The following is a 24,209-nucleotide window of genomic DNA, read 5'->3' on the forward strand; positions in this document are numbered from 1 at the left end:
GTGATTGGTGTGAATTCGCAGACGATAGGGGAGGAGTACATGCCTCCCGAGGTGAGATAGTGGGGGTGTGTCCGCATCTGAAACAACCCCTGTCCCCACCGAATGGCTCGCTCTGCCAGACCTCGTCGAGGTCCTCGGCGAATCGCTCGGACGCGTGCGCAGACTGCTCGATGAGCACTACCTGATCGGATCCCGTCGGACCGGGGTCTTTGCCGTCCCCGCGGTCTTCCTCGTCGATGGCGCTCCGCTGAGCTCTCTGCGAGGCACGGTGTTCGCACTCAAAGACGCCGGATTCTCGGACGACGAGGCGATCGATTGGCTGCTCGGCTACGAGGAGTCGATGGGTCGCGCGCCGATCGAAGCGCTGCTCGCAGGCCACAAGAGCGAAGTGCGACGCGTCGCTCGCTCGCTCGCCTGAAGCCCCGACGTCCGTTCAGGACGTTCGGGTCGTGGCCGCCTGTGCGAGAGCGCGAAGCTCTTCCAGAGCGCCTGCGTCGAGCTTCGCTCCCTCAAGTGCATGGTCGGCCTCGGCCGCGTACTGCGCGATGAGGTCTTCCACCCGCTCAAGCGCGCCGGACTCGACGATGATCGCCTGCAGTGAGCCGATCTGATCGTTCGTGAGATTCGCGTCGCCGACGAGCTCGTCGATGCTTCGTCGGGCAGCGGGCGCCAGTTCCTCCCGTGTCCAGGCGATGAGCAGGGTGCGCTTTCCCTCACGAAGATCATCGCCGGATGGCTTGCCGGTGACGCTCTCGTCGCCGAAGACGCCGAGGACGTCATCCCGCAGCTGGAACGCGAGGCCTAGCGGGTGGCCGAATCCGCGCAGCGCGGACTGCTGCGAGGCATCCGCTCCGGCCAGCGCTGCGCCGATCAGCAGAGGCTGCTCGACGCTGTATCGCGCGGACTTCAGCGAGACGATGCGCAGCGCACGTTCGGCGTGCTCGCTGTCATCGTTGACGCTCCACGCCGACTCCTCCGCGATGTCGAGGAACTGCCCGATCGTCACGTCCCGGCGCATTCGTGCGTACTCGGCGCGGACCGCGTCGGCGTGCGGATGCGCGCGCAGCGCCTGTTCCAGCAGATCGTCGCTCCACGCGACGAGGAGATCGCCCAGGAGCACCGCGGCAGACCGGCCGAAACCCGTCGCGTCTCCGCTCCAGCCCGCGGTGCGGTGATCGTGCTCGAAGGCGCGGTGCGCAGAGGGGCGTCCGCGTCGCGTATCCGAGTTGTCGATGATGTCATCGTGGACCAGGGCGGCGGACTGGAAGATCTCCAGAGCCGCGCTCACATCCCAGACGGTGTCGTCGGCGGTGGCATCGGCTCCGGCGACTGTGCTCCATCCGGCATGGCAGAACCGTGCGCGCAGTCGTTTGCCGCCGTCGAGCGTTGCGGAGGCCGACGTCAGGAAGGCGCCGGCATCCGGGCCATAGCCTGCGGCCTCGGTGCGGATATGGGCGACGAAGGCCTCAAGACGGCGCGCGACCGCCTCGCGAACGACAGAGGGTGTGGACACCCTCACAGCCTACTGAGCACACAGCGAACATCTAGCCGCGCTGGCCCGGACACGCGTAGACTGGAAGCACCACCACCCGAGGGGGACACATGCCACTCTCTGAACAAGAACAGCGTCTTCTGGACGAGATGGAACGCCATCTCCTTCACAACGACGCAGACGTCGTCACGGCGCCTACGGGCGACCGTGCTCTCAGCTACCGCAATCTCATCTACGGGGCGGTTCTTCTTCTCGCCGGTATCGGTGGACTGATCGCTGGCGTGGCCGTCGGCGATGTGCCCGGCATCATCATCGGAGTCCTCGGATTCGCGGCGATGGTCGCGGGTGTCATCTTCGCTGCGACGCCCGTCCGACGCACCGGTGAGCGACCCTCGTCGCGATCGCCGCGCGGCCCCCGTGCAGCGGCGCCGTCGGAGTCGTTCATGGATCGAATGAACGACCGGTGGGATCGTCGTCACGAAGGTCACTGACCTTCTCATCTCTCTGAAAGACCCGGATGCTTCGGCATCCGGGTCTTTTTTTGTTGCCCTTCTGTGCCCCTTCAGTGGGCTGAGGACGCATCTTCCCTCCACCACGCTCCACTCCGCTTCTTTCCTTGATTTCTCGGGGGTTCTGAGGACAAGTCCGAGGGGCCCTCAGGTGGATTCGCGCAAAAGATCATAGGAATGTGGGGGAAAGTGGAGTAAAGTGGAGGTACTTCGCGGAGGCCGAACGAGAAGGGGGTGATCGGACCGATGCTTCTGGGCACCCATTCCCCCAAGCTCGATGACAAAGGTCGCGTCATCCTCCCCGCGAAGTTCCGCGAAGACCTCGCGGGTGGCGTCGTCGTCACCCGCGGCCAGGACCGCTGTCTCTACGTGTTCAGCACGACCGAGTTCGAGAGCGTGCACGAGCGCATCCGGCAGGCACCGCTGAGCAACAAAGAGGCACGGGCGTTTCTGCGTATGTTCCTCTCCGGCGCCAGCGCCGAGATGCCCGACAGCCAGAACCGCATCACCATCCCCGCTCACCTGCGCACGTACGCGGGTCTCGGCAAGGAACTCATCCTCACGGGTGTCGGCGCACACGCCGAGATCTGGGACGCCGCGGCGTGGAACGCCTACGCCGAGGGCCACGAAGACGCGTACGCCGAACTCGAGGAGGAGGTGATTCCGGGACTGTTCTGACGAGGGCTGTCATGCCCAGCCGCTCCTGCCCCGACACACTTCCCCGGTGCCGGGTCGAGCGGATGGGGATCAGAGTCCTCGTCAACACACCGAGAGATCATGAACCCGAACGACATCCACATTCCCGTGATGCTCGACCGCTGTGTCGAGCTTCTCGCTCCCGCGCTGCAGCACGACGGCGCGGTGCTCGTCGACGCCACGCTCGGCATGGGGGGCCACTCCGAAGCGCTGCTGACCCGCTTCCCCAACATCCGCCTCGTCGGTCTCGACCGCGACACCGACGCCTTGCGCATCGCGGGGGAGCGGCTGGCCCGCTTCGGTGATCGCGTCACGCTCGTGCACACGGTCTACGACGCCATCGGCGAGCACGCGCGCGGTGCCTCCGGAATCCTGTTCGACCTCGGGGTCTCGTCGCTCCAGCTCGACGAAGCAGAACGCGGCTTCGCGTACTCCAAAGATGCGCCGCTGGACATGCGGATGGACCAGACCAGCGGGATCACCGCGGAGGAGGTCCTCGCGACCTACAGCGAGGGCCAGCTGCGCCGCATCTTCGAGCGCTACGGCGAGGAGAAGCTCTCCGCCCGCTACGCCCGCTTCATCGTGCAGGCGCGCCAGAGCACGCCGCTCACGCGCTCCGGTGAACTCGTCGACCTGCTCATCGAGGCGACCCCCGCCGCAGTGCAGCGCGCCGGTCACCCCGCCAAGCGCGTGTTCCAGGCCTTGCGCATCGAGGTCAACGCCGAACTGAGCGTCCTCGCCGACGCGATCCCCGCAGCGATGGATGCCCTCGCCGTGGGCGGACGCATCGTCGTCATGTCGTACCAGTCGCTGGAGGATCGCCTCGTCAAGCAGGCGTTCACCGCGGCGTCTGCCTCCACCGCCCCTGCGGGACTTCCCGTCGAACTGCCCGAGCACGCGCCTCGATTCCGCACCATCACCAAGGGTGCGGAACTCGCCACAGAGGAAGAACGCGCCACCAACCCCCGAGCGATCCCGGTGCGCCTGCGCGCCGCAGAGAAGCTCCGCGAGACACCTCGTGACGAACAGAGGAAGGACCGTCCGTGAGCATCGCCACCCCGCAGCTGCGGCTTCCCGTCACTCCGACGCCCGCCCCCGTCCGGGAACGAGCGCTGCGCCCGCTCGAGCGGCCGCAGCCCCGCCGTCGCCCGAAGCTCGCCTTCGCGATCATCGCTCTCGCCGGCGCCGCCCTCATCGGCATCGCGCAGATGGCGCTGTCGATCGCGACCACGCAGGACTCCTTCGTCGTCGCCGAGCTCACCCAGCAGCAGCGCGAACTCACCTGGCAGGCGCAGGCGATCGAAGAGTCGATCGCCGGTGCGAGCTCGCCGCAGGTCCTCGCAAGCAACGCCGACAGCCTCGGAATGGTCGTCGGCGGATCGCCCAGCTACCTGCGTCTGAGCGACGGTGCGCTGATCGGCATGGGGACGGCCGCCGGATGGAACTCCACGGTGAACCCGAACGGCTGGAGCGCCGTGCCCAACGCACTGGTCTCCGACACGCCGCCGGTGGCAGAGGCCACAGCGCCCACCGGTGACGTACAACCGGTAGTGGAGGAACCCGCACTGCCTCCCGTCGCGCAAGGACTTCCAAGCCCGACGACGCGCTGAGATCCGCAGACGATGACCGCACGACCCCATTGAGACCGATGACGGAGAGCAGATGACCACCCGGGCCACTCGCAGTCCACGGCGACGGACGGTCGTCGCTCTCGCGGTCATCCTGATCATCATCGGCGCCTTCGTCGTCCGTCTCGTCGACATTCAGGTGGTCAATGCGGCATCCCATGTCGAGGAGTCGATGGACACCGGCCAACTCGGGGACTCGCGTCCGATCGCCGGAACCCGGGGACCCATTCTCGACGCGAACGGGACCGTCCTGGCCCAGAGCACGCTCGTCTACGATGCCGCACTTGACCCGCTGACGATTCGGGTTCTCGAAGAGGACGAGGAGAATCCGCCGAAGACGCCATGGAACGAGGCATCCGACAAGATCGGTGCTGTCCTGGGCATGACCGGTGATCAGGTGCGCGCACTTGTCGACGATGCGCTGGCGGAGAACGACGAGTCGCGCTGGACGCAGCTGAAGAAGGGACTCAACACCGAGCAGTTCCTTGCACTTCGCGAACTGCGGCTGCCCTATCTGTCCATGCCCGCGCGTGACGTGCGGACGTATCCGAACGGTGCGGTCGCGGGAAACATCCTGGGTTTCATGGGTGACGCCGACGAGGAGCGACCGGACGGAGTTCCCCTGGAGGGCATGGAGCTCATGCAGGACCAGTGCCTGCGTCCGACCGCCGGCGTCGAGTCCTTCCTGACGGGTGCCGACGGTGTCGTGATCCCGGGCAGCCACAAGGAGAAGCCCGCTGTCAACGGTGGTTCTCTGACCCTCACCATCAACAGTGAGCTGCAGTGGTATCTGCAGCAGATGATCGCGGAGGAGACCGCCCGTCAGGGCGCGCTCAACGGCTCCGTGCTGGTCGTGGAGGTCAAGACCGGAAAGATCCGCGCGGCGGCCGAGTACCCGACGGTCGATCCCAACGATGTGTCGGCCTCGGATGAGGGCGACCGCGGCGCGCGGATCTTCCGTCGCACCTTCGAGCCGGGCTCGACGTTCAAGGTGGTGACCGCTGCTGCGGTGATGGAGGGTGCAGGGGCCAACGCGGGCACGCGGGTCACCGCGTCCAGCCGCGAGGAGTTCCCCAACGGCGCCGTCGTCAACGACGCCTTCCCGCACCCGACGTACGACTACACCCTCGCGGGAGCGCTCATCGACTCCTCGAACGTCGCTCTGTCGAAGTTCGGTGACATGGTCTCGCCGCAGGTGCGCTACGACTACCTGAAGAAGTTCGGCGTCGGCGAGAAGACGGCCATCGACTTCCAGGGCGAAGAGCCGGGCATGCTGCACCCGGTCGAAGACTGGGACAACCAGTCGCACTACACGACGACCTTCGGCCAGTTCTACACCGTGACCGCGCCCCAGGTCGCGAGCGCGTACCAGGCGATCGCGAACGGTGGCGTGAAGATTCCGCTCTCGCTCGTGGAGTCGTGCACGACGGCGGACGGCGAGGTCGCGAAGATCGATGCGGGCAAGCCCGAGCGGATCATCGCTGAGAGCACCGCCTCCGAGCTGTCTCGCATGATCGAGAACGTGGCCGTGCAGGGTGGGCTCGCGGAAGACATCGTCGTCCCGGGATACCGCATCGCGGCGAAGACCGGAACGGCGGAGGTTCCCGACGGCAACGGCGGCTACAAGCCGGGAATCTACTTCACCAGCATGGTCGGATACGCGCCCGCCGACGACCCCGAGTACGTCGTGATCGTGACGCTGGACGAGCCCACTAGGGTAACCTCGTCTGCGGCCACAGCGTCCGCCTTCCAGAAGGCGATGACTCAGGTTCTGAAGACCTACCGCGTGCTGCCGTCCTCCGTTCCGATGGACGAGCTTCTCCCGAAATACTGATGATCGGCGCTTCGCGCCCGAAGGAATCTGTCGCATGATCGCCCTGTCCCTTGCGGAGATTGCAGGCCTCCTCGGAGGCACCCTGCATCTCGTCGGCGACGACACCGCTGACACCCTCGTCGACGGCACCGTCGATACCGATTCGCGTCTCATCGCACCGGGCGGCATCTTCGTCGCCAAGCCCGGTGAGGAGACCGACGGCCACCGCTTCGTCGGCGCAGCCGTCGCGAACGGCGCAGCCCTCGCGCTCGTGGAGCACGTCGTCGATGAGCCCGTGTCTCAGATCGTCGTCGCCGATGTCGTCGATGCACTCGCTGTGCTCGCCGAGGCTGTCGTCGCGCGGGTGCGCGCCGCCGGCAACCTGCGGATCGTCGGGGTCACAGGGTCCAATGGCAAGACGACGACGAAGAACTTCCTCCTCCGCATCCTGAGCGATGAGGGCGAGACGGTGGCGCCGATCGCCTCGTTCAACAACGAGGTGGGCGCTCCGTTGACGATGCTCCGCGTGACGGAGCAGACCCGATACCTGGTGTGCGAGTTCGGCGCCAGCGCGCCAGGCGAGATCGCGCGCCTGGCGGGTTTGGTGCACCCGGACGTGTCGATCGTGCTCATGGTGGGCCTCGCACATGCGGGCGGCTTCGGCGGGATCGAGGAGACCGCCCGCGCGAAGGCGGAGCTCGTGACGGCCACCCGCGACGGCGGGACGGTCGTGCTCAACCTGGATGATCCTCGCGTGTTCGCGATGCGCGCCCTTGCGGAAGAGCGCGGACTTCAGGTGCGCGGATTCGGACAGGGTGCGGCCGCCGATGTGCGCGCCGAAGACATCGCCGTCAGCGCCACGGGCACGTCGTGTCTCATCGTGGATGCGGACGGGCAGCGTCTTCCGCTTCGCCTCCAGGTCCTGGGAGCGCACCACATCAACAACGCGCTTGCGGCGATCGCAGCTGTCTCGGTACTCGGTGTATCCACCCAGGACGCGATCTCGCGCCTGGAGACTGTGGAGATCGCCGAGCGCTGGCGCATGCAGCCGATGGGCGGCGACCGCGTGCGCATCATCAACGATGCCTACAACGCCAGCCCAGACTCGATGGCTGCGGCGCTGCGCACTCTTGCGCAGATCGTCGAGCCGGGACAGCGCACCGTCGCCGTTCTCGGCGCGATGAGCGAGCTCGGCGAGAATGCCGGAGAAGAGCACGACCGGATCGGTCTGCTCGCCGTCCGCTTGAACATTCAGCGGATCGTCGTCGTCGGCGCCGATGCCCGACGTCTCTTCCTCGCTGCGATCGGGGAGGGGTCCTGGGATGGCGAAGCCGTCTTCTTCCCGACATCCGATGAAGCCTTCGCCTATCTGCAGACGGAACTGCGAGAAGGAGACCGTGTGCTGGTGAAGTCGTCGAACTCCGCCGGTTTGCGGCATCTGGGCGATCGTCTGGGAGAATCGTTCTCGTGAGGTCACTGCTAGCCGCGGCGGCGATATCGTTCGCCTTCACCCTGTTTCTGACCCCGGTCTTCCTCCGGCTGTTCCGGAAATGGGGCTGGGGACAGGTGATTCGCACCCCCGAAGCGATCGAGAACCCGAGCCACTACGAAAAGCGCGGCACTCCGACGATGGGCGGCACGATCTTCATCGTCGGCACCATCGTCGGCTACGGCGTGGGCACCTACGCCGGCGGCAGCTACCCGACGGTGTCCGGCCTCCTGGTGCTCTGGCTGATGGTCGGCTTCGGGATCGTGGGCTTCATCGACGACTTCATGAAGGTGCGGAGCCAGCGCAGCCTGGGGCTTTCCGGCTGGCGCAAGGTGATCGGCCAGATCCTCGTGATGGTCCCGTTCGGGATCGTCGCTCTCACCGTCCCGAATGTGTGGGGTCAGCTTCCTGCGAGTGAGTTCGTCTCCCTCTTCCGCGACATCCCGGTGCTGTGGCTGTTCGCTTTCGGCCCGATCGTCGGCTGGATCATCTACCTGATCTGGATCTCGATCATCGGCATCGCGACGTCGAACAGCGTCAACCTCACCGACGGTCTGGACGGCCTTGCTGCCGGCGCCGGCGTGTTCGCCGTGAGCGCGTACAGCCTGATCGCGTTCTGGCAGTTCAAGCAGTCGTGCATCGCCTCGGGGCTTGAGCCCTCGGTGCAGGACGGATGCTACGACGTGGCCAACCCCTTCGACCTCGCCGTCGTCTCAGCGGCCTTCGCCGGCGCGCTCATCGGTTTCCTCTGGTGGAACGCGCCCAAGGCGCAGGTCTTCATGGGTGACGTCGGCTCCATGGCGATCGGTGGTGTGATCGCCGCGATGGCGATTCTGACGCGCACTGAGCTCCTGCTCGTGCTGGTTGCTGGTGTCTTCGTGCTCTCGTCGGGCTCGGTCATCCTGCAGCGCCTCTACTTCAAGCTGACCCGCGGCAAGCGCCTGTTCCTGATGAGCCCGTTCCACCACCATCTGGAGATGCGCGGCTGGCAGGAGGTCACGATCGTGGTGCGCCTGTGGATTATCGCGGGCCTTCTCGCCGCGTCTGGTGTCGGTCTCTTCTATGTCGAGTGGCTGAGCCGCGCATGAGCACCCGCGATCTGGACGGGCTGACCAGCTGGCATGCGGACTGGGCCGGGCTGCGGGTTGCAGTCCTCGGCCTGTCGATGACCGGCTTCTCGGTCGCCGACACGCTCACCGAACTGGGCGCTGAGGTTCTTGTGTTCTCCGAGAGCGCCAGCGAGGAGTACTCCCGTCTGGTGCCTGTGATCGGCGCCAGGCTGCACCTCGGCGCGCTGGATTCCGTACCCGCCGAACTCGTGGAGTTCGCGCCGGATGTCGTGATCGCCTCGCCGGGCTTCGCGCCGACGCATCCGCTGATCGTCTGGACGCAGCAGCAGTCGATCGCACTCTGGGGTGACATCGAGCTCGCCTGGCGCGTGCGAGACAAAGTCGTACGCGAAGACGGCACTCCCGCGGAGTGGGTGCTCATCACGGGCACCAACGGCAAGACGACGACGACCCGGATGACGGCCACGATGCTCGTCGCCGGCGGTCTGCGTGCCGCGCCCTGCGGGAACATCGGCGTGCCCGTGCTGGATGCTGTGCGCGATCCGGCCGGATTCGACGTGCTCGTGGTGGAACTCTCCAGCCACCAGCTCTGGTACCTCGGCAACAGCGCCCCCGCGGCGCAGATGATCCCTCATGCCTCCGTATGCCTGAACCTCGCGGACGATCACCTGGTGTGGCATGGCAGCGCGGAGGCCTACCGCGCGGCGAAGGCGCTCGTCTACCGCAACACCAAGGTCGCGTGCATCTACAACAAGGCGGATCTCGCGACACGTGAGATGGTCGAAGAGGCCGACGTGATCGAGGGCGCACGAGCGATCGGCTTCGACCTCGGAATTCCGGGGCCGAGTGACTTCGGTGTCGTGGAGGGGATCGTCGTGGATCGCGCCTTCGCCGCGAACCGGGCTACCTCCGCGCAGGAGCTGACCACCGTCGCCGAGCTCGCAGAACGCGGCCTCGCCGCACCGCACATGGTGCAGAACATCCTGGCGGCTGCGGCTCTTGCCCGCTCGCTCGGGGTGGAACCGTCAGCGATCCGTGAGGCGCTGGAGGGGTTCCGTCTGGATCCGCACCGCATTGAGGTCGTCGCCCGCTCGGCAGGCGTGACCTGGGTGGACGACTCGAAGGCGACCAACCCGCACGCTGCGCGCTCGTCGCTGCAGGCCTTCCCGGGTGCTGTGTGGGTCGTCGGCGGTGACCTCAAGGGCGTCGATCTCAGCGGTCTCATCGCGGAGGCTGCGGCGGCCCTGCGCGCTGCCGTCGTCATCGGCGTCGCGCGCAGCGAGGTTGTCGCGGCGTTCGAGCGACACGCGCCGATGGTGCCCGTCTTCGAGGTCGTCCCCGGCGAAACTGAAGAGGTCATGACCCGAGTCGTTGAACTGGCGGCGGGGATTGCGCGGGACGGCGACACTGTGTTGCTGGCACCGGCCGCAGCATCCTTCGATCAGTTCGCAAGTTACGAGGACCGTGGCCACCGCTTCGCCGAAGCGGTGCGGGACTGGATCGGCCGGGGGAGCGCGCATGACGCAGGTGACACGCCCCGAAGCGAGCGCTGACAGTCCGTCGCGAGGTCTTGCCGCACGAGTGACGTTGGGACGCGTCTTCGCGCCCGTCTCCACGGAGTTCGTGCTGATCGCCTCGACGACGCTGCTGCTGACGATCTTCGGACTCGTGATGGTGCTGTCCGCGACCAGCGCCACTGAGGGGAGTGACGGACCCTACGGTGTCGTGATGAGGCAGGGCGTGTTCGCGGTCATCGGCATTCCGGTGATGTTCCTGCTGAGCCGCCTTCCTGTGCTGTTCTGGAAGCGCATCGCGTGGCCGGCGCTCATCCTGGCGACGATGCTGCAGCTTCTCGTCTTCGTGCCGGGTATCGGCGTGGAGAACGACGGCAACCGGAACTGGATCCACATCGCAGGCCAGAACCTGCAGCCGTCCGAGTTCCTCAAGCTCGCGCTGGCGCTGTGGATCGGCTATGTGCTGTATCGGAAGCAGACGCTGCTGACGCAGTGGAAGCATGTGTTCATTCCCCTCGTGCCCGTGTCCGGTCTTGTCGTGGGTACGGTTCTCGCGGGTAAAGACCTCGGAACGGCGATGATCCTCTTCCTCGTCATACTGGGCGCCCTGTTCTTCTCCGGTGTGCGGCTGCGTCTGTTCCTCCTTCCCCTGATCCTCGCGACCGTCGCCGTGATCACGCTCGTCCTGACCAGTCCTCGCCGGATGGGGCAGATCCAGAGTCTGATGAATCCGGACTCGATCGACTGCTACTACGACGACTGCTACCAGCAGCTGCACGCAGTCTGGGGCATGGCCAGCGGCGGCTTCTTCGGGCTTGGGCTCGGCAACTCGCAGGAGAAGTACGGCTGGCTGCCGGCGGCGTCCAACGACTACATCTTCGCGATCGTCGGCGAAGAGCTGGGACTCATCGGCGGCATCCTCGTGCTCGCGCTGTACGCGGTGTTCGCGGTCGGTGCTTTCCACATCATCCGCAAGACGAACGATCCTTTCGTCCGTATCGTCTCCGGGGCGATCACCGTCTGGGTGCTGGGACAGGCCTTGATCAACATCGGCGTCGTGCTGCGCATCTTCCCGGTGCTCGGCGTTCCTCTGCCCTTCATGTCGCAGGGTGGAACGTCGCTGTTCTCCGTCCTCCTGGCCGTCGGCGTGCTGCTCTCCTTCGCGCGGACGCTTCCGCAGACCACGGCCGCTCCGACGCGCCCCTCAGCCCCACGGGGTAGGGTCACCAGGTGACCACGTACCTCTTGGCCGGCGGCGGGACCGCCGGCCACGTCAATCCTCTGCTTGCCGTCGCCGATGCTCTGCGCCTGCGCGACACGGACGCGTCCGTCCTCGTTCTCGGCACTCGCGAGGGGCTGGAGGCGCGGCTGGTTCCCCAGCGCGGCTACGAGCTGCTCATCGTGGACAAGGTGCCGTTTCCTCGTCGTCCGAATGGTGCGGCACTGAAGTTCCCGCTTCGCTTCCGCCGCGCGATCGCGCAGGTGCGCGCCCACATCCGTGCACATGACGTGGATGTCGTCGTGGGATTCGGAGGCTATGCCTCGGCGCCGGCGTACATCGCTGCGCGTCGCGAGAATGTGCCGTTCGTCGTCCACGAGGCGAATGCGCGGCCGGGATTGGCGAATGTGCTCGGGGCGCGGAGCGCAGCGGCCGTGGGTGTGGCGTTCGAGGGAACACCGCTGCGTGGTGGCACCGTCGTCGGAATGCCGTTGCGCCGTGAGATCGTCGAGCTCGACCGTGAGGCACTCCGACGTGAGGCGGCCGCGGAGTTCGATCTCGCCCCCGCGCGTCCTGTGCTCCTGGTGTTCGGCGGCTCTCTGGGAGCGCAGCAGCTGAACAACGCGTTCGCCGGTTCCTGGCGTGACGTGCTCGATGCCGGATGGCAGCTGCTGCACGTGACGGGAGAGCGCTCCGACCTTCCCGATCCCGCTGTCGACGGATACACACTGCGCCGCTACATCGACCGGATGGATCTCGCCTTCGCGATCGCCGACCTCATCGTCTCGAGGGCCGGCTCTGCGACCGTCAGTGAGATCAGCGCTCTGGGAATCCCCGCGGTCTACGTGCCCTACGCAGTGGGCAACGGCGAGCAGCGGCTCAATGCGGCCTCGGCGATCGAGGCGGGCGCTGCGCTGCTGATCGAGGATGCGACGCTGACGCCTGATCGTGTTCGCGACGAGATCATTCCGCTCCTGCACGATGCGGGGCGCCGTTCGCAGATGGCTCAGGCCGCCGCACGCGTGGGAACGCGGACGGGCACGGAGAATCTCATCGCACTGATCGATCGGGCATTCGCGCCTCAGGCGTGAGACTGTTGCTGCCGGGCGCGGCGGCGCGCCCCGTGCCAGTGTCCGGACGGCGAACTAGGATGGAGCCGACATGATTAGGCCCGATCTCTCCCTCCCGATTCCCGAGTCCATCACCGCTGCGCATTTCATCGGCATCGGCGGTTCGGGCATGAGCGGACTCGCGCGCATGTTCCTCGACGCCGGCATCCGCGTGTCCGGCAGCGATCGGGCCGACAGCGACAACCTGCGCGCCCTGGCCGAGGCCGGCGCGACGGTCTACGTGGGCCACGATGCGGCGAATCTCGGTGACGTCGACACGGTGATCCACACGGGGGCCATCTGGCCCGAGAACCCCGAATTCCTCCTCGCGAAAGAGCGTGGGCTGCACGTCATCCACCGTTCGCAGGCACTGCACTGGCTGATCGGCACCCGTCGGCTGGTGTCGGTCGCGGGCGCTCACGGCAAGACGACGTCGACCGGAATGATCGTGACGGCTCTGCGCGCTCTCGACGCCGATCCGCACTTCGTCAACGGTGGAGTGATCGAGCAGCTGGGCACCTCCAGCGGCACGGGCAGTGACGAGCTCTTCGTCATCGAGGCGGATGAGTCCGACGGGACGTTCCTGCTGTACAACACGGCGATCGCACTGATCACGAATGTCGATCCCGACCACCTGGACCACTACGGATCCGACGAGGCCTTCCATGAGGCTTTCGCGCGCTTCGCGGATGCGGCGACGGAGGCTGTCGTCATCTCCAGCGATGACCCGGGTGCCCTGCGTGTGCGCGCGGCGATGGCGCATCCACGCGTCGTCTCCTTCGGGCAGGCCGAGAACGCCGACGTGCGCATCACCGACATCGATACCGATGGCCCGGTGTCTGCGACGATCTCGCACGGTGATGACAGTGTCCGCGTGCAGTTGCGCGTTCCGGGTGCCCACAACATGATCAACGCCGCCGGAGCGATCGCCGTGCTGCGTACGCTCGGATACAGCTTGGCTGACGCGGGCCGCGCCGTGGAGGGGTTCGCGGGCACGGTTCGCCGCTTCGAGCTGCACGGTGTCGAGCGCGGTGTGAGCGTCTTCGACGACTACGCCCACCACCCGAGCGAGGTGCGTGCTGCGCTCGAAGCTGCGCGCACGGTCGTCGGCGAGGGGCGGATCATCGCGATCCAGCAGCCGCACACGTACTCGCGTACACAGCTGATGTTCCAGGAGTTCGCGGACGTCCTGGAAGAACTCGCAGATCACACGGTCATGCTCGACGTGTACGGTGCTCGCGAAGATCCGGTGCCCGGTGTCACGGGAGAGCTCGTCAGCAACGCGTTCTCCGACCAGGACCGCGTGCACTACGTGGCCGATTGGCAGCAGGCCGCCGACTACACCTCGGTGATCGCGCGCGACGGCGACTACGTCATCACGCTCGGCTGCGGCAATGTCTACCAGATCATTCCCCAGGTGCTCGACGCGCTTCGGCGCCCACCCGGAGCGTGAGCCGTGCGTCGGCCATCGCCGATTCCGCGGTCGTCGACACCCGCGGAGGAACAAGAGCTCTCCGTCGCGGATGAGTTCGCGCAGCGTCGCTCGCTGCGCGAGCGCCTGATTCCGGGGACTCCCGATCCGTTGACGACGGAGGACGTGGTCTCCGACGATTCCGAGACGCTCCCGATTGCGCCATATCTGGGGACTTGGGGTCGTGCTGATTCCGCCGTACCGCTCGCAGCGGATGCGACGCCCGCGCGGCCCGTGCCTGAGCCCTCGGAAACGCCTTCCCGCAGAGAACCTCTGAGCCCTCGCGATCTGTGGAAGGCGACGCGGGCGCGTCGTAAGACGCTGCGCGCCGAGATCCGCCGCTTCACACAGCGCTCGCGCCGCCGACGACTGACCGGAATCGCGATCACTGCGGCGGTCCTTCTGGTGATCGTGGGAAGCGTCGGCGCCGCCTACAGTCCGCTTTTCGCGGTGCAGAAGATCACCGTCGCCGGCGTTCAGTCGCTGGATGCCAGTGTGGTTGAGCTCGCTCTCGCCGATCAGCTGGGGACGCCCCTCGCGCTCGTGAGCAGCGAGGCGGTGAAGGAGAGTCTCAGCGCCTTCCCGATGATCGAGACGTACACGCTGGAAGCGCATCCGCCGAATGATCTGACTGTCCGTGTCGTCGAGCGCACGCCGGTGGGCATGCTCGACAACGGTGCGGGCTACACCGTCGTGGATGCAGCCGGTGTCGCGTTGCTCACGAGCGCCCAGCGCCCCGACGGATTCGCGATGCTCGAGATCGAGGGTGGGGTCGAGTCGCCCGCTTTCGCCGCGGCCGGCAAGGTCATGCGGACCCTCCCTGCCGCTCTGCGTGCGCAGGTCGAGGTCGTGACCGCCTCGACACCGAACGATGTTCGGCTGAGGCTGTTCTCTGGGGCAGAGATCGCGTGGGGCAGCGGAGAGGACTCGGCACTCAAGGCGCATGTGCTGGAACTCACGATGGCGACGTCGCCCGGCTTTGCGCTCTATGACGTGTCGTCACCCGAGGCTGTGGTCGTCGGCTGAGCCTGCTCGCGAGGCTCCGACGCCACGGCGCGCGGACTTTGCCGGGGGAATGGGCGACACGCGCGTGTCATTGCGGCGGCACGCCGATGTGCCGATCTACCTTCAATTCAGAGAACGCAATACCGGGAAATACTTTATACCTCTACCTGAGGTTTAAGGTTCCGGACTTTTCGCTCGACTAATCGGAGGTCGGCATGAGCCACAACCAGAACTACCTCGCCGTGATCAAGGTCGTCGGCGTCGGCGGTGGCGGCGTCAACGCCGTCAACCGCATGATCGAGCTCGGCCTCCGTGGGGTCGAATTCATCGCGGTCAACACAGACGCACAGGCGCTGCTCATGAGCGACGCCGACGTCAAGCTCGACGTCGGTCGCGAGCTCACCCGCGGGCTCGGCGCCGGCGCTGACCCCGAGGTCGGACGTCGTGCGGCAGAGGACCACGCGGAAGAGATCGAGCAGGCACTGACCGGCGCCGACATGGTCTTCGTCACCGCAGGTGAAGGTGGCGGCACCGGCACCGGTGGCGCCCCCGTCGTCGCCCGCATCGCGAAGTCGATCGGCGCGCTGACCATCGGTGTGGTCACCAAGCCCTTCTCCTTCGAAGGACGCCGCCGTCAGAGCCAGGCAGAGGCAGGCGTTGCCAAGCTCAAGGAAGAGGTCGACACCCTCATCGTCGTGCCGAACGACCGCCTGCTGGAGATCAGCGACCGGGGCATCTCGATGATCGAGGCGTTCGCGACCGCCGACCAGGTGCTTCTCGCCGGTGTGCAGGGCATCACGGACCTCATCACCACCCCCGGACTCATCAACCTCGACTTCGCTGACGTCAAGTCGGTCATGCAGGGTGCGGGATCTGCGCTCATGGGAATCGGCTCTGCGCGTGGTGCCGACCGGGCCATCAAGGCCGCGGAGCTCGCGGTCGAGTCCCCGCTGCTCGAGGCGAGCATCGAGGGTGCGCACGGCGTGCTGCTCTCGATTCAGGGTGGATCGAACCTCGGCATCTTCGAGATCCACGATGCCGCAGATCTCGTCAAGGAAGCGGCGCACCCGGAAGCGAACATCATCTTCGGTACCGTCATCGACGACTCGCTCGGAGACGAGGTGCGCGTCACCGTGATCGCGGCCGGATTCGACGGCGGTGAGCCTTCGCTGCGCCTGGATCCGATGGTCGTGTCGCGTCCCGCCGCGACTCCCGCTCCCGTCGAGGTGCGCACCAGCGACGACGACGCAGAGCAGGAGAGCACGGATGAGGCTTCCGCGACGAAGCCTGCTCCGATCGCTCCTGTGGTCGCGCCGACGAGCCTTGAGCCCGCGTACGCGGAGGATGACATCGACATCCCCGAGTTCCTGCGCTGATCGGATTCCCTGAGTGGATGCTGTGCCGATGACCCTTGCTGAACGGCTGTCGGCGATCGATCGATCGATCGCCGACGCCGCTCGCGACGCCGGGCGTGACCCATCTGAGATCACGCGCATCGTTGTGACGAAGTTCCATCCCGCATCTCTGGTGCGTGAACTTCACGCACTCGGCGTGCGTGAGGTGGGGGAGAACCGGCAGCAGGAGCTCTCGGCGAAGTCGGCAGAGCTCGCGGACCTCACCGACCTGCACTGGCACTTCATCGGTCAGGCGCAGACGAACAAGGCGGGCGCGGTGCGCCGTGCCGCGCGAGTGGTCCATTCCGTGGATCGGAAGAAGCTCGCTGATTCTCTGGATCGCGCGGCGTTCGACGACTCGATCCTCGACGTCCTCATTCAGGTGAACCTGACAGACGACCCGGGACGCGGAGGGATCGTCTCCGCCGAGCTGGAGACGTTCGCCGAGTACATTCTTGACCTGCCGACCCTTGCCCTCAAGGGGATCATGGCGGTCGCGCCGCTCGATGAAGAACCCGCACGTGCGTTCTCACGTCTGCGTGGATATGCCGAGCGCCTGCAAGGGCTCGCCCCCGAGGCGAGCTGGATCTCTGCCGGAATGACCGGCGACTTCGCCGAGGCGATCAACGCCGGCGCGACACACCTGCGGATCGGCTCGGCAATCACCGGGCCGCGGCCTGCGCAGGGTTAACCTCAGAACACCACCAGATCTCCCGGAGGAAATTATGGGCAACCCGCTGAAGAAGACCATGGTCTACCTGGGTCTCGCCGACGAGGAAGAGACCTTCGTCGAAGAGCCGGCGGCGCAGACGCCCGCTCGTTCGACCGCGCCCCGTGAGGAGGCGAAGCCTGCGGCTCCCGTGACGCCCCTGCGGCGCCCCACGGTCGTGCAGCAGCCTGCCGCCGGTGTGGTCAACGAGATCCTCACCGTGCACCCGAAGCAGTACCGCGACGCGCAGGTGATCGCCGAGAGCTTCCGGGACGGCGTTCCGGTCATCATCAACCTCTCGCAGATGAGCGACGCCGATGCGCGCCGACTGATCGACTTCGCGAGCGGACTGTCCATGGGGCTGTACGGCCGCATCGAGCGCGTCACCAGCAAGGTCTTCCTGCTCTCTCCTGAGAGCATCGCAGTCTCCGGTCAGGCGGGCATCACCAGCGCCGACCCGGATGCTGCATTCGCTCAGTCCTGACCGTGGAGTTCGTCTCGCTGATCGCAGCGCTTCTCAATTTCGCGCTGCTGATCTACTTCCTCGTGCTGCTTGCGCGCCTGGTCCTCGAGTACATCCCGCTGTTCAATCGACAGTGGCGTCCTCGCGGCGCGGGGCTCGTAGCCGCGGAGGTGGTGTACACGATCACTGATCCGCCCATCAAGATGTTCCGTCGCCTCATTCCTCCGCTGAGGATCGGCGGGATGGCTCTGGACTTCGGATTCACCCTGACGATGATGCTGGTCCTGATCCTGATGTCGATCACCCGCGCTTTCGCGTAAACATGGAATGATCAGCGTTTCGTGGCAGTCTGGTCATTCCAGGCGTCGCATCCGGCGGCACTGAGGGCTATGCTTGCTCACGAGGTGCGCGCCCCGGGTACGCGCCATTTTCCTTATCCTGGCCACCGACCGAGAACTCATCGAAAGAGGAGCCACCAATGGCACTGACCCCGGATGACGTCGTCACCAAGCAGTTTCAGCACGTCCGCTTCAAGGACGGCTTCGACCCCGACGAGGTTGATGACTTCCTCGACGAGATCGTCGTCGAGTGGCGCAAGGCTCTCGAAGAGAACGTTGAGCTGAAGGCGAAGATCGCCGCCCTCGAGGCCGCGGGATCGTCCGCTCCGGCGCCCGCCGTCGCGGAGCCCGTTGCGGCACCTGCTCCGGTTGCGGCTCCCGCAGCTGAGGCACCGGCCAACGCGACCGCCGGAATCATCGAGCTGGCGCAGCGCCTGCACGATGAGCACGTCGCGGAGGGCGAGGCGCAGCGCGACCAGCTGATCTCCGAAGCCAAGTCGCAGGCCGCGAAGATCATCGCGGACGCAGAGGCGAAGCAGCGCGAAGAGACGGCTCGTCTCGAGCGCGAGCGCAACACGCTCGAAGGCCGCATCTCCGAGCTGCGTGAGTTCGAGCGTGGCTACCGTGCGCAGCTGCGTGGTTACATCGAGGGCCAGCTCCGTGACCTCGACGCGCAGTCGAGTTCGGCAGCATCGGAGGCTCCCGTCTCTGCGATCGGCCTGTAAGGCGATCCTTTGACGAGCAGTCGCCCCCTTTCTCGGTCGGCGGCCGGACTCATCGTCGCGATTCTCGCGACGGTGGTTCTGGCCGCCGACCAGTTTGTGAAGTACCTCACCATCGAGCACCTGCCGCTTCAGGAGGTCGTCCCGGTGCTCGGAGACTTCTTCCAGCTCTACTACGTCCGCAACCCCGGGGCCGCGTTCTCGCTGGGTTCCGGCGTCACCTGGATCTTCACGATCGCGCTGGCCGTTGTGGCGGCAGCCATCGTCTGGAAGAGCTTCGCCGTGCGTTCGCGTCTGTGGGCGGTCGTTCTCGGTGCTCTGCTCGGCGGCGTGCTGGGCAATCTCACGGATCGGATCTTCCGCGAGCCGGGATTCCCTGTCGGTCACGTGGTCGACATGCTGTCCCTTCCCTGGATGATGCCGGCGATCTTCAACGTCGCCGACATCTTCATCGTCTGCGGGATGATCGCGGTTGCGCTCCTGATCGTGGTGGGTCTCAACCTCGACGGATCGCGTGAGACGAGCGAGTCGCGCAAGAACGCGGAGAGCACGGCAGCCACCGACGCGCCGGCGGATGCTCAGGCATCCGACGCTCCTCGCGACACCTCCGGAACCTGATCGTGGAGTACCGGACCCTCCCCGTCCCGGACGGACTCGATGGTGCGCGGGTCGATGCCGCGCTGGCGAAGATGCTCGGCTTCTCGCGCACCTTCGCCGCCGAGGTGGCGGCCGCTGGCGGCGTGAAGCTCGACGGCGTGGTCCTCGACAAGTCTGATCGCCTTCGTGGCGGAGGCTGGCTAGAGGTGGAATGGGCCCCCAGACTGGGGCCGGCCGTCGTGCCGATCGAGGTGCCCGAGCTCGGGATCGTCTACGACGATGACGACATCATCGTGGTCGACAAGCCCACCGGTGTGGCGGCGCATCCCTCCGTCGGCTGGGAGGGCCCGACCGTCGTCGGCGCGCTCGTCGCCGCCGGTTTCCGGGTCTCCACGAGCGGAGCGGCCGAGCGGCAGGGCATCGTGCACCGACTCGATGTCGGTACCAGCGGTCTGATGGTCGTCGCGAAGACCGAACATGCGTACACGGTGCTCAAGCGTGCGTTCAAGGAGCGAACGGTGGAGAAGATCTACCATGCCGTCGTGCAGGGGCATCCGGATCCCCTCGTCGGCACGATCGATGCACCTATCGGACGCCACCCGAACCACTCCTGGAAGTTCGCGGTCGTCCCGGAGGGAAAGCACTCGATCACTCACTACGAGACGCTTGAGGCATTCCCTGGTGCGTCATTGCTCGAGATTCATCTTGAGACCGGGCGCACGCATCAGATCCGCGTGCATATGGCAGCACACCGCCACCCGTGCGTCGGCGACCCGCTCTACGGAGCCGACCCGACGATGTCTGCCCGTCTCGGACTCACGCGTCAGTGGCTGCATGCGCACCAGCTCGCCTTCTCACACCCCACGACGGGTGAGTGGGTGCATTTCGAGTCGCCGTATCCGGACGATTTCGCACACGCCCTGGAGATCCTGCGCGGCGAGTGATGCCCTGGCGGAGACGTCGGACGTGCCCCGTACGCTGAGCACATGATCTCGCTTCTTCGTGCGCGCCTTTCCCAGGCGCAGCGCCTGTACGACGACTTCCTCTCCGAGATGACGCCGCAGTTGCTGGCATCCCGTCTGCGAGACCTCCCATCGAACACCATCGGACAGCAACTCTGGTGCGTGATCGGCGCACGGGAGAGCTTTGCTGCGGCCGCGCGCGCAGGAGCGTGGCAGGGATTCGACTGTTCTCTGCAGCACGAGCACCTCTCGGATGCCGCTGCGGTGCGTGACACTCTCTCACGCAGTGCATTCGACGTGGATTCCTGGGTGAGTGGCCTTGACGTCTCCGATGAAGACTCCCTGCGCTACGCTTTGGCGCTGCTTGAGCACGAGGCGATGCATCACGGCCAGCTGCTGCGGTACCTGTATGCGTTTGATGTCCCGCGCCCGCAGAGCTGGCAAGAGCTGTATGCGCTCGATGGTCACGGTGGCTAGGTGCGCCGCTGTCACGAACACGAAAGAATCTGTGAACCGGATTCGCCGCGATGAGCAATAACAGTGTGAGCACAGACAGGGAGATCATTCAGCGCTCGCTCGACCAGCCTCAGGCATTCGCTGAACTTTTTGATAGACACGCCGCGACGATCGGTGGATACGCGGCCCGCCGGGTGGGGCAGGACGCGGGCGAGGATGTCCTCAGCGAGACCTTTCTCGTCGCCTTCTCGCGCCGTCGTGCGTTCGACGCCGAATGGGAGACCGCCCTGCCGTGGTTGTACGGCATCGCGTCTCGCTTGATCCGGAAGCATCGTGCACGGGAAGCGCAGCTTCTCCGCGCGGCGGGTCATGCGAAGACTCGCGAAGAACATGTCTCCGACGGTGGGCTCGATACCGCAGGTGAACGCTTGGATGCGCAATCCGGTGCAAGGATCCTCGCGCCTCGAATCGCACGGCTGGCGGCCCGCGACCGCGACACTCTCCTCTTGTACGCCTGGGGAGATCTCTCCTACGAGGAGGTCGCGCAGGCGCTGGGCGTGCCCGTGGGCACAGTGCGGTCACGGATGAATCGAGCGCGGAGGTTGCTGGATCCCGATCGCGTCGCGCGATCGCAGCGAGCACGACAGGACGAGGGAGGAGAGATCGATGGACAAGTGGCAGCACGTGCGTGAAATCAATGCGGGGGAGCAGCTGGCGGATGATCGCCTGGCGGCGGCGAGAGCCCGGGTGCTCGCGCGACTGGACGCGCCCGCATCGTCCCCGAGGGCGCGAAAGCTGCAGCGTCCGGTATGGCTGGTCGCGGGTGCGCTGGTCACCGCCGCTGCTGTGACGGCGACCGCTATCGTCGTCGCACAACACGACGATCCCGCGCCCGAGATTGAGGCGTTGCCGGTGGTCACGCCGTCACCGACGCCGATCGCGCCGACGCCCACGCCGTCGAGCACGTCCGGTGCGACTGCTGTGCAGGAGCCGTTTCCGGGAACGACGCCCGCGCCCGGGCAGTACCTGCGCAACACCTGCCGAACTGAGACTTTGAACTACCGGGATGCATACATCAGGGTCTTCACCTGGCCCGAGCTGGGGGAGTACGCGCCGATCTCTGCGGCACTGATGGCGTCCAACCTGGTCGAGTTCCTTCCTGCAGATCCGACGCAGGACCGAATCATGCGCTGGGGCCCCCACAATGAGCGGCTGAGCGCGTACGGGCCCTGGGACCCTGCATCCGGGCAGCCGCTCGGCGATGTCGTGGCCTGGGACAACCTCGCCCCATTCGACCCAGAGGTATTCGAGGAAAGCTGGCCTGCGCCGCGTTCCGAGGATGGGCCCCTGTGGTCGAACGTGCCGAGAGACCCGGCTGGACTCATCGAGTTCTACGGCCGATTCGGCCCTGAGCCCACGCTGACACCGGAGGAGATCAATGAGCAGGTTCAGATGAGCCTCGTGTCTGTCCTGAATGGCAACAGTGCGCCGGCAGATCTTCGTGCGGGCGTGCTGGAGGCGCTGATGATGGTCACGCCAGCAGCATCACAGGTGGTAGAAGCAGGGGCGATCACATTCCAGTTCTCCTTTGCACAGGGATACTGGCCGCGATCGGAATCGGTGACAGTCGACCTCGCGACCGGTTGGGTGAGGGAGAGTGCGGTGAGGTACGACCGAGGCGATCGCGCGGACGAAGACCCCGTGCCCTCCGACGTCCCGGATATCTGGCGGACCTGCAACGTGGAGATCGTCGACGGTGTCTGGTGACGGCATCTGCTCACGGAATCTTCAAGAAACCGTGAACTCACAGACGCGATTCAGCGAATACATAGTGTGAGCACAGACAGCGAGATCATCCGACGGTCGATCGGAGAGCCGGAGGCCTTCTCCGGTCTCTTCGATCGACATGCGCGGGCGGTGGGGGCGTTTGCCTATCGGAGGGTGGGAGACGCGGCGGGGGAGGACGTCCTGAGCGAGTCCTTCCTCGTCGCCTTCCAGCGGCGTGGATCTTTTGATCTGCAACGCGAATCGGCGCTGCCCTGGCTGCTGGGGATCACCTCGATGGTGGCCCGCCGGCACCGCGTGGCAGAAGCCCGTCAATGGCGGGCGTTTGAGGCATCCGCCGCGCGTGGGGTTCACGCGGCGGATGCCGGCCTCGACGATCTTCATGATCGTCTCGATGCGCAGGCTGCGATGCCCGTGCTGGCGCGGCGGATCGCGGCACTGACGGCAAGAGACAGGGAAACACTCCTGCTCTATGCCTGGGGTGAGCTCACCTACGAAGAGATCGCCGACGCTCTGGGGGTTCCCGTAGGAACTGTGCGCTCACGTCTGAATCGTGTACGCCGAAGGCTGGATCCGTCACGCAGGCGTCGATCGATCGAGAATCAGGAGGGTGACGAAAATGGAACTGTGGCAGCGCACGCGTGAGTTCGGACGGGGCACAGAGGTCCCCGAGGATGACATCGCGAAGGCCCGGGGGAAGCTCGTCGCACAGACGCAGGGGGCGGCTGCGCCATCGCGGGCGCGATCGCCGAGGCGTCCGGTCTGGATCGGAGCGGGGACGCTTGCCGGAGCTGCCGCCGTGACAGTGGGAGTTCTCCTGATCGCCCAGAATCAGAGCGTGCCGACGCTGCCCGAGGCGATCGCGTCACCGACGCCGGTGGTGACTCCGAAGCCGGTTCCGACACCGACACCGACACCGACGGCAGAGCCGGCGCAATCGACGAGCTCGATTCTCGCGGGAGCTGCCCAGGCATCGCTGAACGTGCCCGAACGGCAACCCGGGCAGTACTTGAAGATCGTGGACGAGCGCACAAGCATGGTCTTCTACTCGGACGAGTACGGCGTAAGCGATCTTGGATCGAGCCGGATGAACGCGGAGTCGGCGTGGGCGTATGTCTCGCAATCTGAGCGATATGTGCCAGCGGATCTCATGAGTGAATGGGCGTACGTACAGGGCGGCGGGGCGCTCCTCGACGTCTACTTCGGTGCTGATGCCCAGGTGCGGGCAGAGGAGTTCTGGGATGAGGCATCGGGCAGCTATTCTCCTGGAGCGGTGTCGTACTGGGCCGGCGGTGGGTTCATCCTGATCGGGAGCTGGCCGACCGATGGCGGAGACGGTTCACGAGGCCGGTTGTTCCAGACCATGCCAACAGACCCGAACGAGATCATGGACTGGCTCATGGAAATTGGTGTCGATCCGCACAAGCGGGCGTGGCTGTTGACGAAGCTCCTGGCCGAGAACGTGGGCTCTCCCGCGCAGCGAGCGGGACTCTATCTGGCCCTCAGCACCTTGCCAGAGTCGCAGCTGGTGGCGTACGACGATCACAGGGCAACGATCGTCAGCACCTCCAAGTACGGAGCAGACCACGCCGACCCCTCTCAATGGGACACCGTCACGATCGATCGGGCCACGGGCTACGTCCTGGAGTACTCGATCCGACGATTCTCGAATCCTGAGTTTATGTCTGACGATCTTCCGGACGAGCACCACGTCTACTCGCTCTCCGTCGTGGATTCCGCGCCCTAGAGTGAGCGCCGCACCGGCACC

26 protein-coding genes are annotated in these 24,209 nt (G+C 66.0%); 25 read left to right on the forward strand and 1 reads right to left on the reverse strand.

Annotated features, from left to right (window positions below; all coding sequences use genetic code 11):
- Positions 1-67: 67 nt before the first annotated feature.
- Positions 68-418 carry an Rv2175c family DNA-binding protein gene (locus tag JOD62_RS13245; RefSeq protein WP_271171549.1) on the forward strand — a complete coding sequence of 117 codons (351 nt, stop codon included), beginning with the start codon at positions 68-70 and terminating at the stop codon, positions 416-418.
- Positions 419-433: 15 nt separating this feature from the next.
- Here JOD62_RS13245 and JOD62_RS13250 read toward each other — a convergent pair whose 3' ends face one another.
- Complete coding sequence (locus JOD62_RS13250) at positions 434-1,513, reverse strand: polyprenyl synthetase family protein (protein ID WP_204939718.1); 1,080 nt, start codon at positions 1,511-1,513, stop codon at positions 434-436.
- A gap of 89 nt (positions 1,514-1,602) precedes the next feature.
- Between JOD62_RS13250 and JOD62_RS13255 the strand changes: the two genes are divergently transcribed.
- From JOD62_RS13255 to JOD62_RS13370, 24 genes are all read left to right on the forward strand, one after another.
- Positions 1,603-1,983 (forward strand): DUF3040 domain-containing protein, encoded by a 381-nt coding sequence (locus JOD62_RS13255; RefSeq protein ID WP_204939719.1) that lies wholly within the window; start codon positions 1,603-1,605, stop codon positions 1,981-1,983.
- 264 nt (positions 1,984-2,247) lie between these two features.
- Complete coding sequence (gene mraZ / locus JOD62_RS13260; RefSeq protein WP_204940217.1) at positions 2,248-2,679, forward strand: division/cell wall cluster transcriptional repressor MraZ; 432 nt, start codon at positions 2,248-2,250, stop codon at positions 2,677-2,679.
- A gap of 99 nt (positions 2,680-2,778) precedes the next feature.
- Positions 2,779-3,744: a 16S rRNA (cytosine(1402)-N(4))-methyltransferase RsmH gene (gene rsmH / locus JOD62_RS13265; RefSeq protein WP_204939720.1), complete on the forward strand. Its 966-nt coding sequence runs from the start codon at positions 2,779-2,781 to the stop codon at positions 3,742-3,744.
- Positions 3,741-4,307, forward strand: coding sequence for a hypothetical protein (locus tag JOD62_RS13270; protein ID WP_271171550.1), 567 nt, complete (start codon positions 3,741-3,743; stop codon positions 4,305-4,307). Before rsmH ends, JOD62_RS13270 begins: the two co-directional genes overlap by 4 nt.
- Before the next feature lie 52 nt (positions 4,308-4,359).
- Positions 4,360-6,159 carry a peptidoglycan D,D-transpeptidase FtsI family protein gene (locus JOD62_RS13275; protein ID WP_204939721.1) on the forward strand — a complete coding sequence of 600 codons (1,800 nt, stop codon included), beginning with the start codon at positions 4,360-4,362 and terminating at the stop codon, positions 6,157-6,159.
- Between the two features lie 34 nt (positions 6,160-6,193).
- The gene (locus JOD62_RS13280; protein WP_204939722.1) at positions 6,194-7,609 is read left to right on the forward strand and encodes a UDP-N-acetylmuramoyl-tripeptide--D-alanyl-D-alanine ligase; all 1,416 of its coding nucleotides are present in this window, start codon (positions 6,194-6,196) and stop codon (positions 7,607-7,609) included.
- Positions 7,606-8,715 carry a phospho-N-acetylmuramoyl-pentapeptide-transferase gene (gene mraY / locus JOD62_RS13285; RefSeq protein WP_204939723.1) on the forward strand — a complete coding sequence of 370 codons (1,110 nt, stop codon included), beginning with the start codon at positions 7,606-7,608 and terminating at the stop codon, positions 8,713-8,715. The genes JOD62_RS13280 and mraY overlap by 4 nt, the downstream gene beginning before the upstream one ends.
- The gene (gene murD, locus JOD62_RS13290) at positions 8,712-10,250 is read left to right on the forward strand and encodes a UDP-N-acetylmuramoyl-L-alanine--D-glutamate ligase (RefSeq protein ID WP_204939724.1); all 1,539 of its coding nucleotides are present in this window, start codon (positions 8,712-8,714) and stop codon (positions 10,248-10,250) included. The genes mraY and murD overlap by 4 nt, the downstream gene beginning before the upstream one ends.
- Entirely contained in the window at positions 10,216-11,445 is a 1,230-nt protein-coding gene (ftsW, locus tag JOD62_RS13295) for a putative lipid II flippase FtsW (protein WP_204939725.1), read from the forward strand. The genes murD and ftsW overlap by 35 nt, the downstream gene beginning before the upstream one ends.
- Positions 11,442-12,521, forward strand: a complete 1,080-nt coding sequence (locus JOD62_RS13300) for a UDP-N-acetylglucosamine--N-acetylmuramyl-(pentapeptide) pyrophosphoryl-undecaprenol N-acetylglucosamine transferase (RefSeq protein ID WP_204939726.1) — start codon at positions 11,442-11,444, stop codon at positions 12,519-12,521. The genes ftsW and JOD62_RS13300 overlap by 4 nt, the downstream gene beginning before the upstream one ends.
- A gap of 70 nt (positions 12,522-12,591) precedes the next feature.
- A complete protein-coding gene (murC, locus tag JOD62_RS13305; RefSeq protein WP_204939727.1) occupies positions 12,592-13,992 on the forward strand; it encodes a UDP-N-acetylmuramate--L-alanine ligase in 1,401 nt (466 codons plus the stop codon).
- Between the two features lie 3 nt (positions 13,993-13,995).
- Entirely contained in the window at positions 13,996-15,036 is a 1,041-nt protein-coding gene (locus JOD62_RS13310; protein WP_271171551.1) for an FtsQ-type POTRA domain-containing protein, read from the forward strand.
- Positions 15,037-15,230: 194 nt separating this feature from the next.
- Positions 15,231-16,391: a cell division protein FtsZ gene (gene ftsZ / locus JOD62_RS13315; protein WP_204939728.1), complete on the forward strand. Its 1,161-nt coding sequence runs from the start codon at positions 15,231-15,233 to the stop codon at positions 16,389-16,391.
- A 28-nt stretch (positions 16,392-16,419) separates the two neighbouring features.
- Complete coding sequence (locus JOD62_RS13320) at positions 16,420-17,100, forward strand: YggS family pyridoxal phosphate-dependent enzyme (RefSeq protein ID WP_204939729.1); 681 nt, start codon at positions 16,420-16,422, stop codon at positions 17,098-17,100.
- A gap of 34 nt (positions 17,101-17,134) precedes the next feature.
- The gene (locus JOD62_RS13325) at positions 17,135-17,602 is read left to right on the forward strand and encodes a cell division protein SepF (RefSeq protein WP_204939730.1); all 468 of its coding nucleotides are present in this window, start codon (positions 17,135-17,137) and stop codon (positions 17,600-17,602) included.
- A gap of 2 nt (positions 17,603-17,604) precedes the next feature.
- Entirely contained in the window at positions 17,605-17,901 is a 297-nt protein-coding gene (locus tag JOD62_RS13330) for a YggT family protein (RefSeq protein ID WP_204939731.1), read from the forward strand.
- 158 nt (positions 17,902-18,059) lie between these two features.
- Positions 18,060-18,644 (forward strand): DivIVA domain-containing protein, encoded by a 585-nt coding sequence (locus tag JOD62_RS13335; protein WP_204939732.1) that lies wholly within the window; start codon positions 18,060-18,062, stop codon positions 18,642-18,644.
- 9 nt (positions 18,645-18,653) lie between these two features.
- A complete protein-coding gene (gene lspA, locus JOD62_RS13340; RefSeq protein ID WP_204939733.1) occupies positions 18,654-19,259 on the forward strand; it encodes a signal peptidase II in 606 nt (201 codons plus the stop codon).
- A 2-nt stretch (positions 19,260-19,261) separates the two neighbouring features.
- Complete coding sequence (locus JOD62_RS13345) at positions 19,262-20,182, forward strand: RluA family pseudouridine synthase (RefSeq protein WP_204939734.1); 921 nt, start codon at positions 19,262-19,264, stop codon at positions 20,180-20,182.
- Between the two features lie 42 nt (positions 20,183-20,224).
- Positions 20,225-20,677 carry a hypothetical protein gene (locus tag JOD62_RS13350; RefSeq protein WP_204939735.1) on the forward strand — a complete coding sequence of 151 codons (453 nt, stop codon included), beginning with the start codon at positions 20,225-20,227 and terminating at the stop codon, positions 20,675-20,677.
- 65 nt (positions 20,678-20,742) lie between these two features.
- Entirely contained in the window at positions 20,743-21,348 is a 606-nt protein-coding gene (locus tag JOD62_RS13355) for an RNA polymerase sigma factor (RefSeq protein WP_204939736.1), read from the forward strand.
- Positions 21,323-22,423, forward strand: a complete 1,101-nt coding sequence (locus tag JOD62_RS13360) for a hypothetical protein (protein WP_204939737.1) — start codon at positions 21,323-21,325, stop codon at positions 22,421-22,423. Before JOD62_RS13355 ends, JOD62_RS13360 begins: the two co-directional genes overlap by 26 nt.
- Positions 22,424-22,489: 66 nt before the next feature.
- Positions 22,490-23,086 (forward strand): RNA polymerase sigma factor, encoded by a 597-nt coding sequence (locus tag JOD62_RS13365; protein WP_204939738.1) that lies wholly within the window; start codon positions 22,490-22,492, stop codon positions 23,084-23,086.
- Positions 23,061-24,188 (forward strand): hypothetical protein, encoded by a 1,128-nt coding sequence (locus JOD62_RS13370; protein WP_204939739.1) that lies wholly within the window; start codon positions 23,061-23,063, stop codon positions 24,186-24,188. Before JOD62_RS13365 ends, JOD62_RS13370 begins: the two co-directional genes overlap by 26 nt.
- Positions 24,189-24,209 lie beyond the last annotated feature (21 nt).

It is taken from the genome of Microbacterium keratanolyticum, assembly GCF_016907255.1.
In the GTDB taxonomy this organism is placed as follows: Bacteria; Actinomycetota; Actinomycetes; order Actinomycetales; family Microbacteriaceae; genus Microbacterium; species Microbacterium keratanolyticum.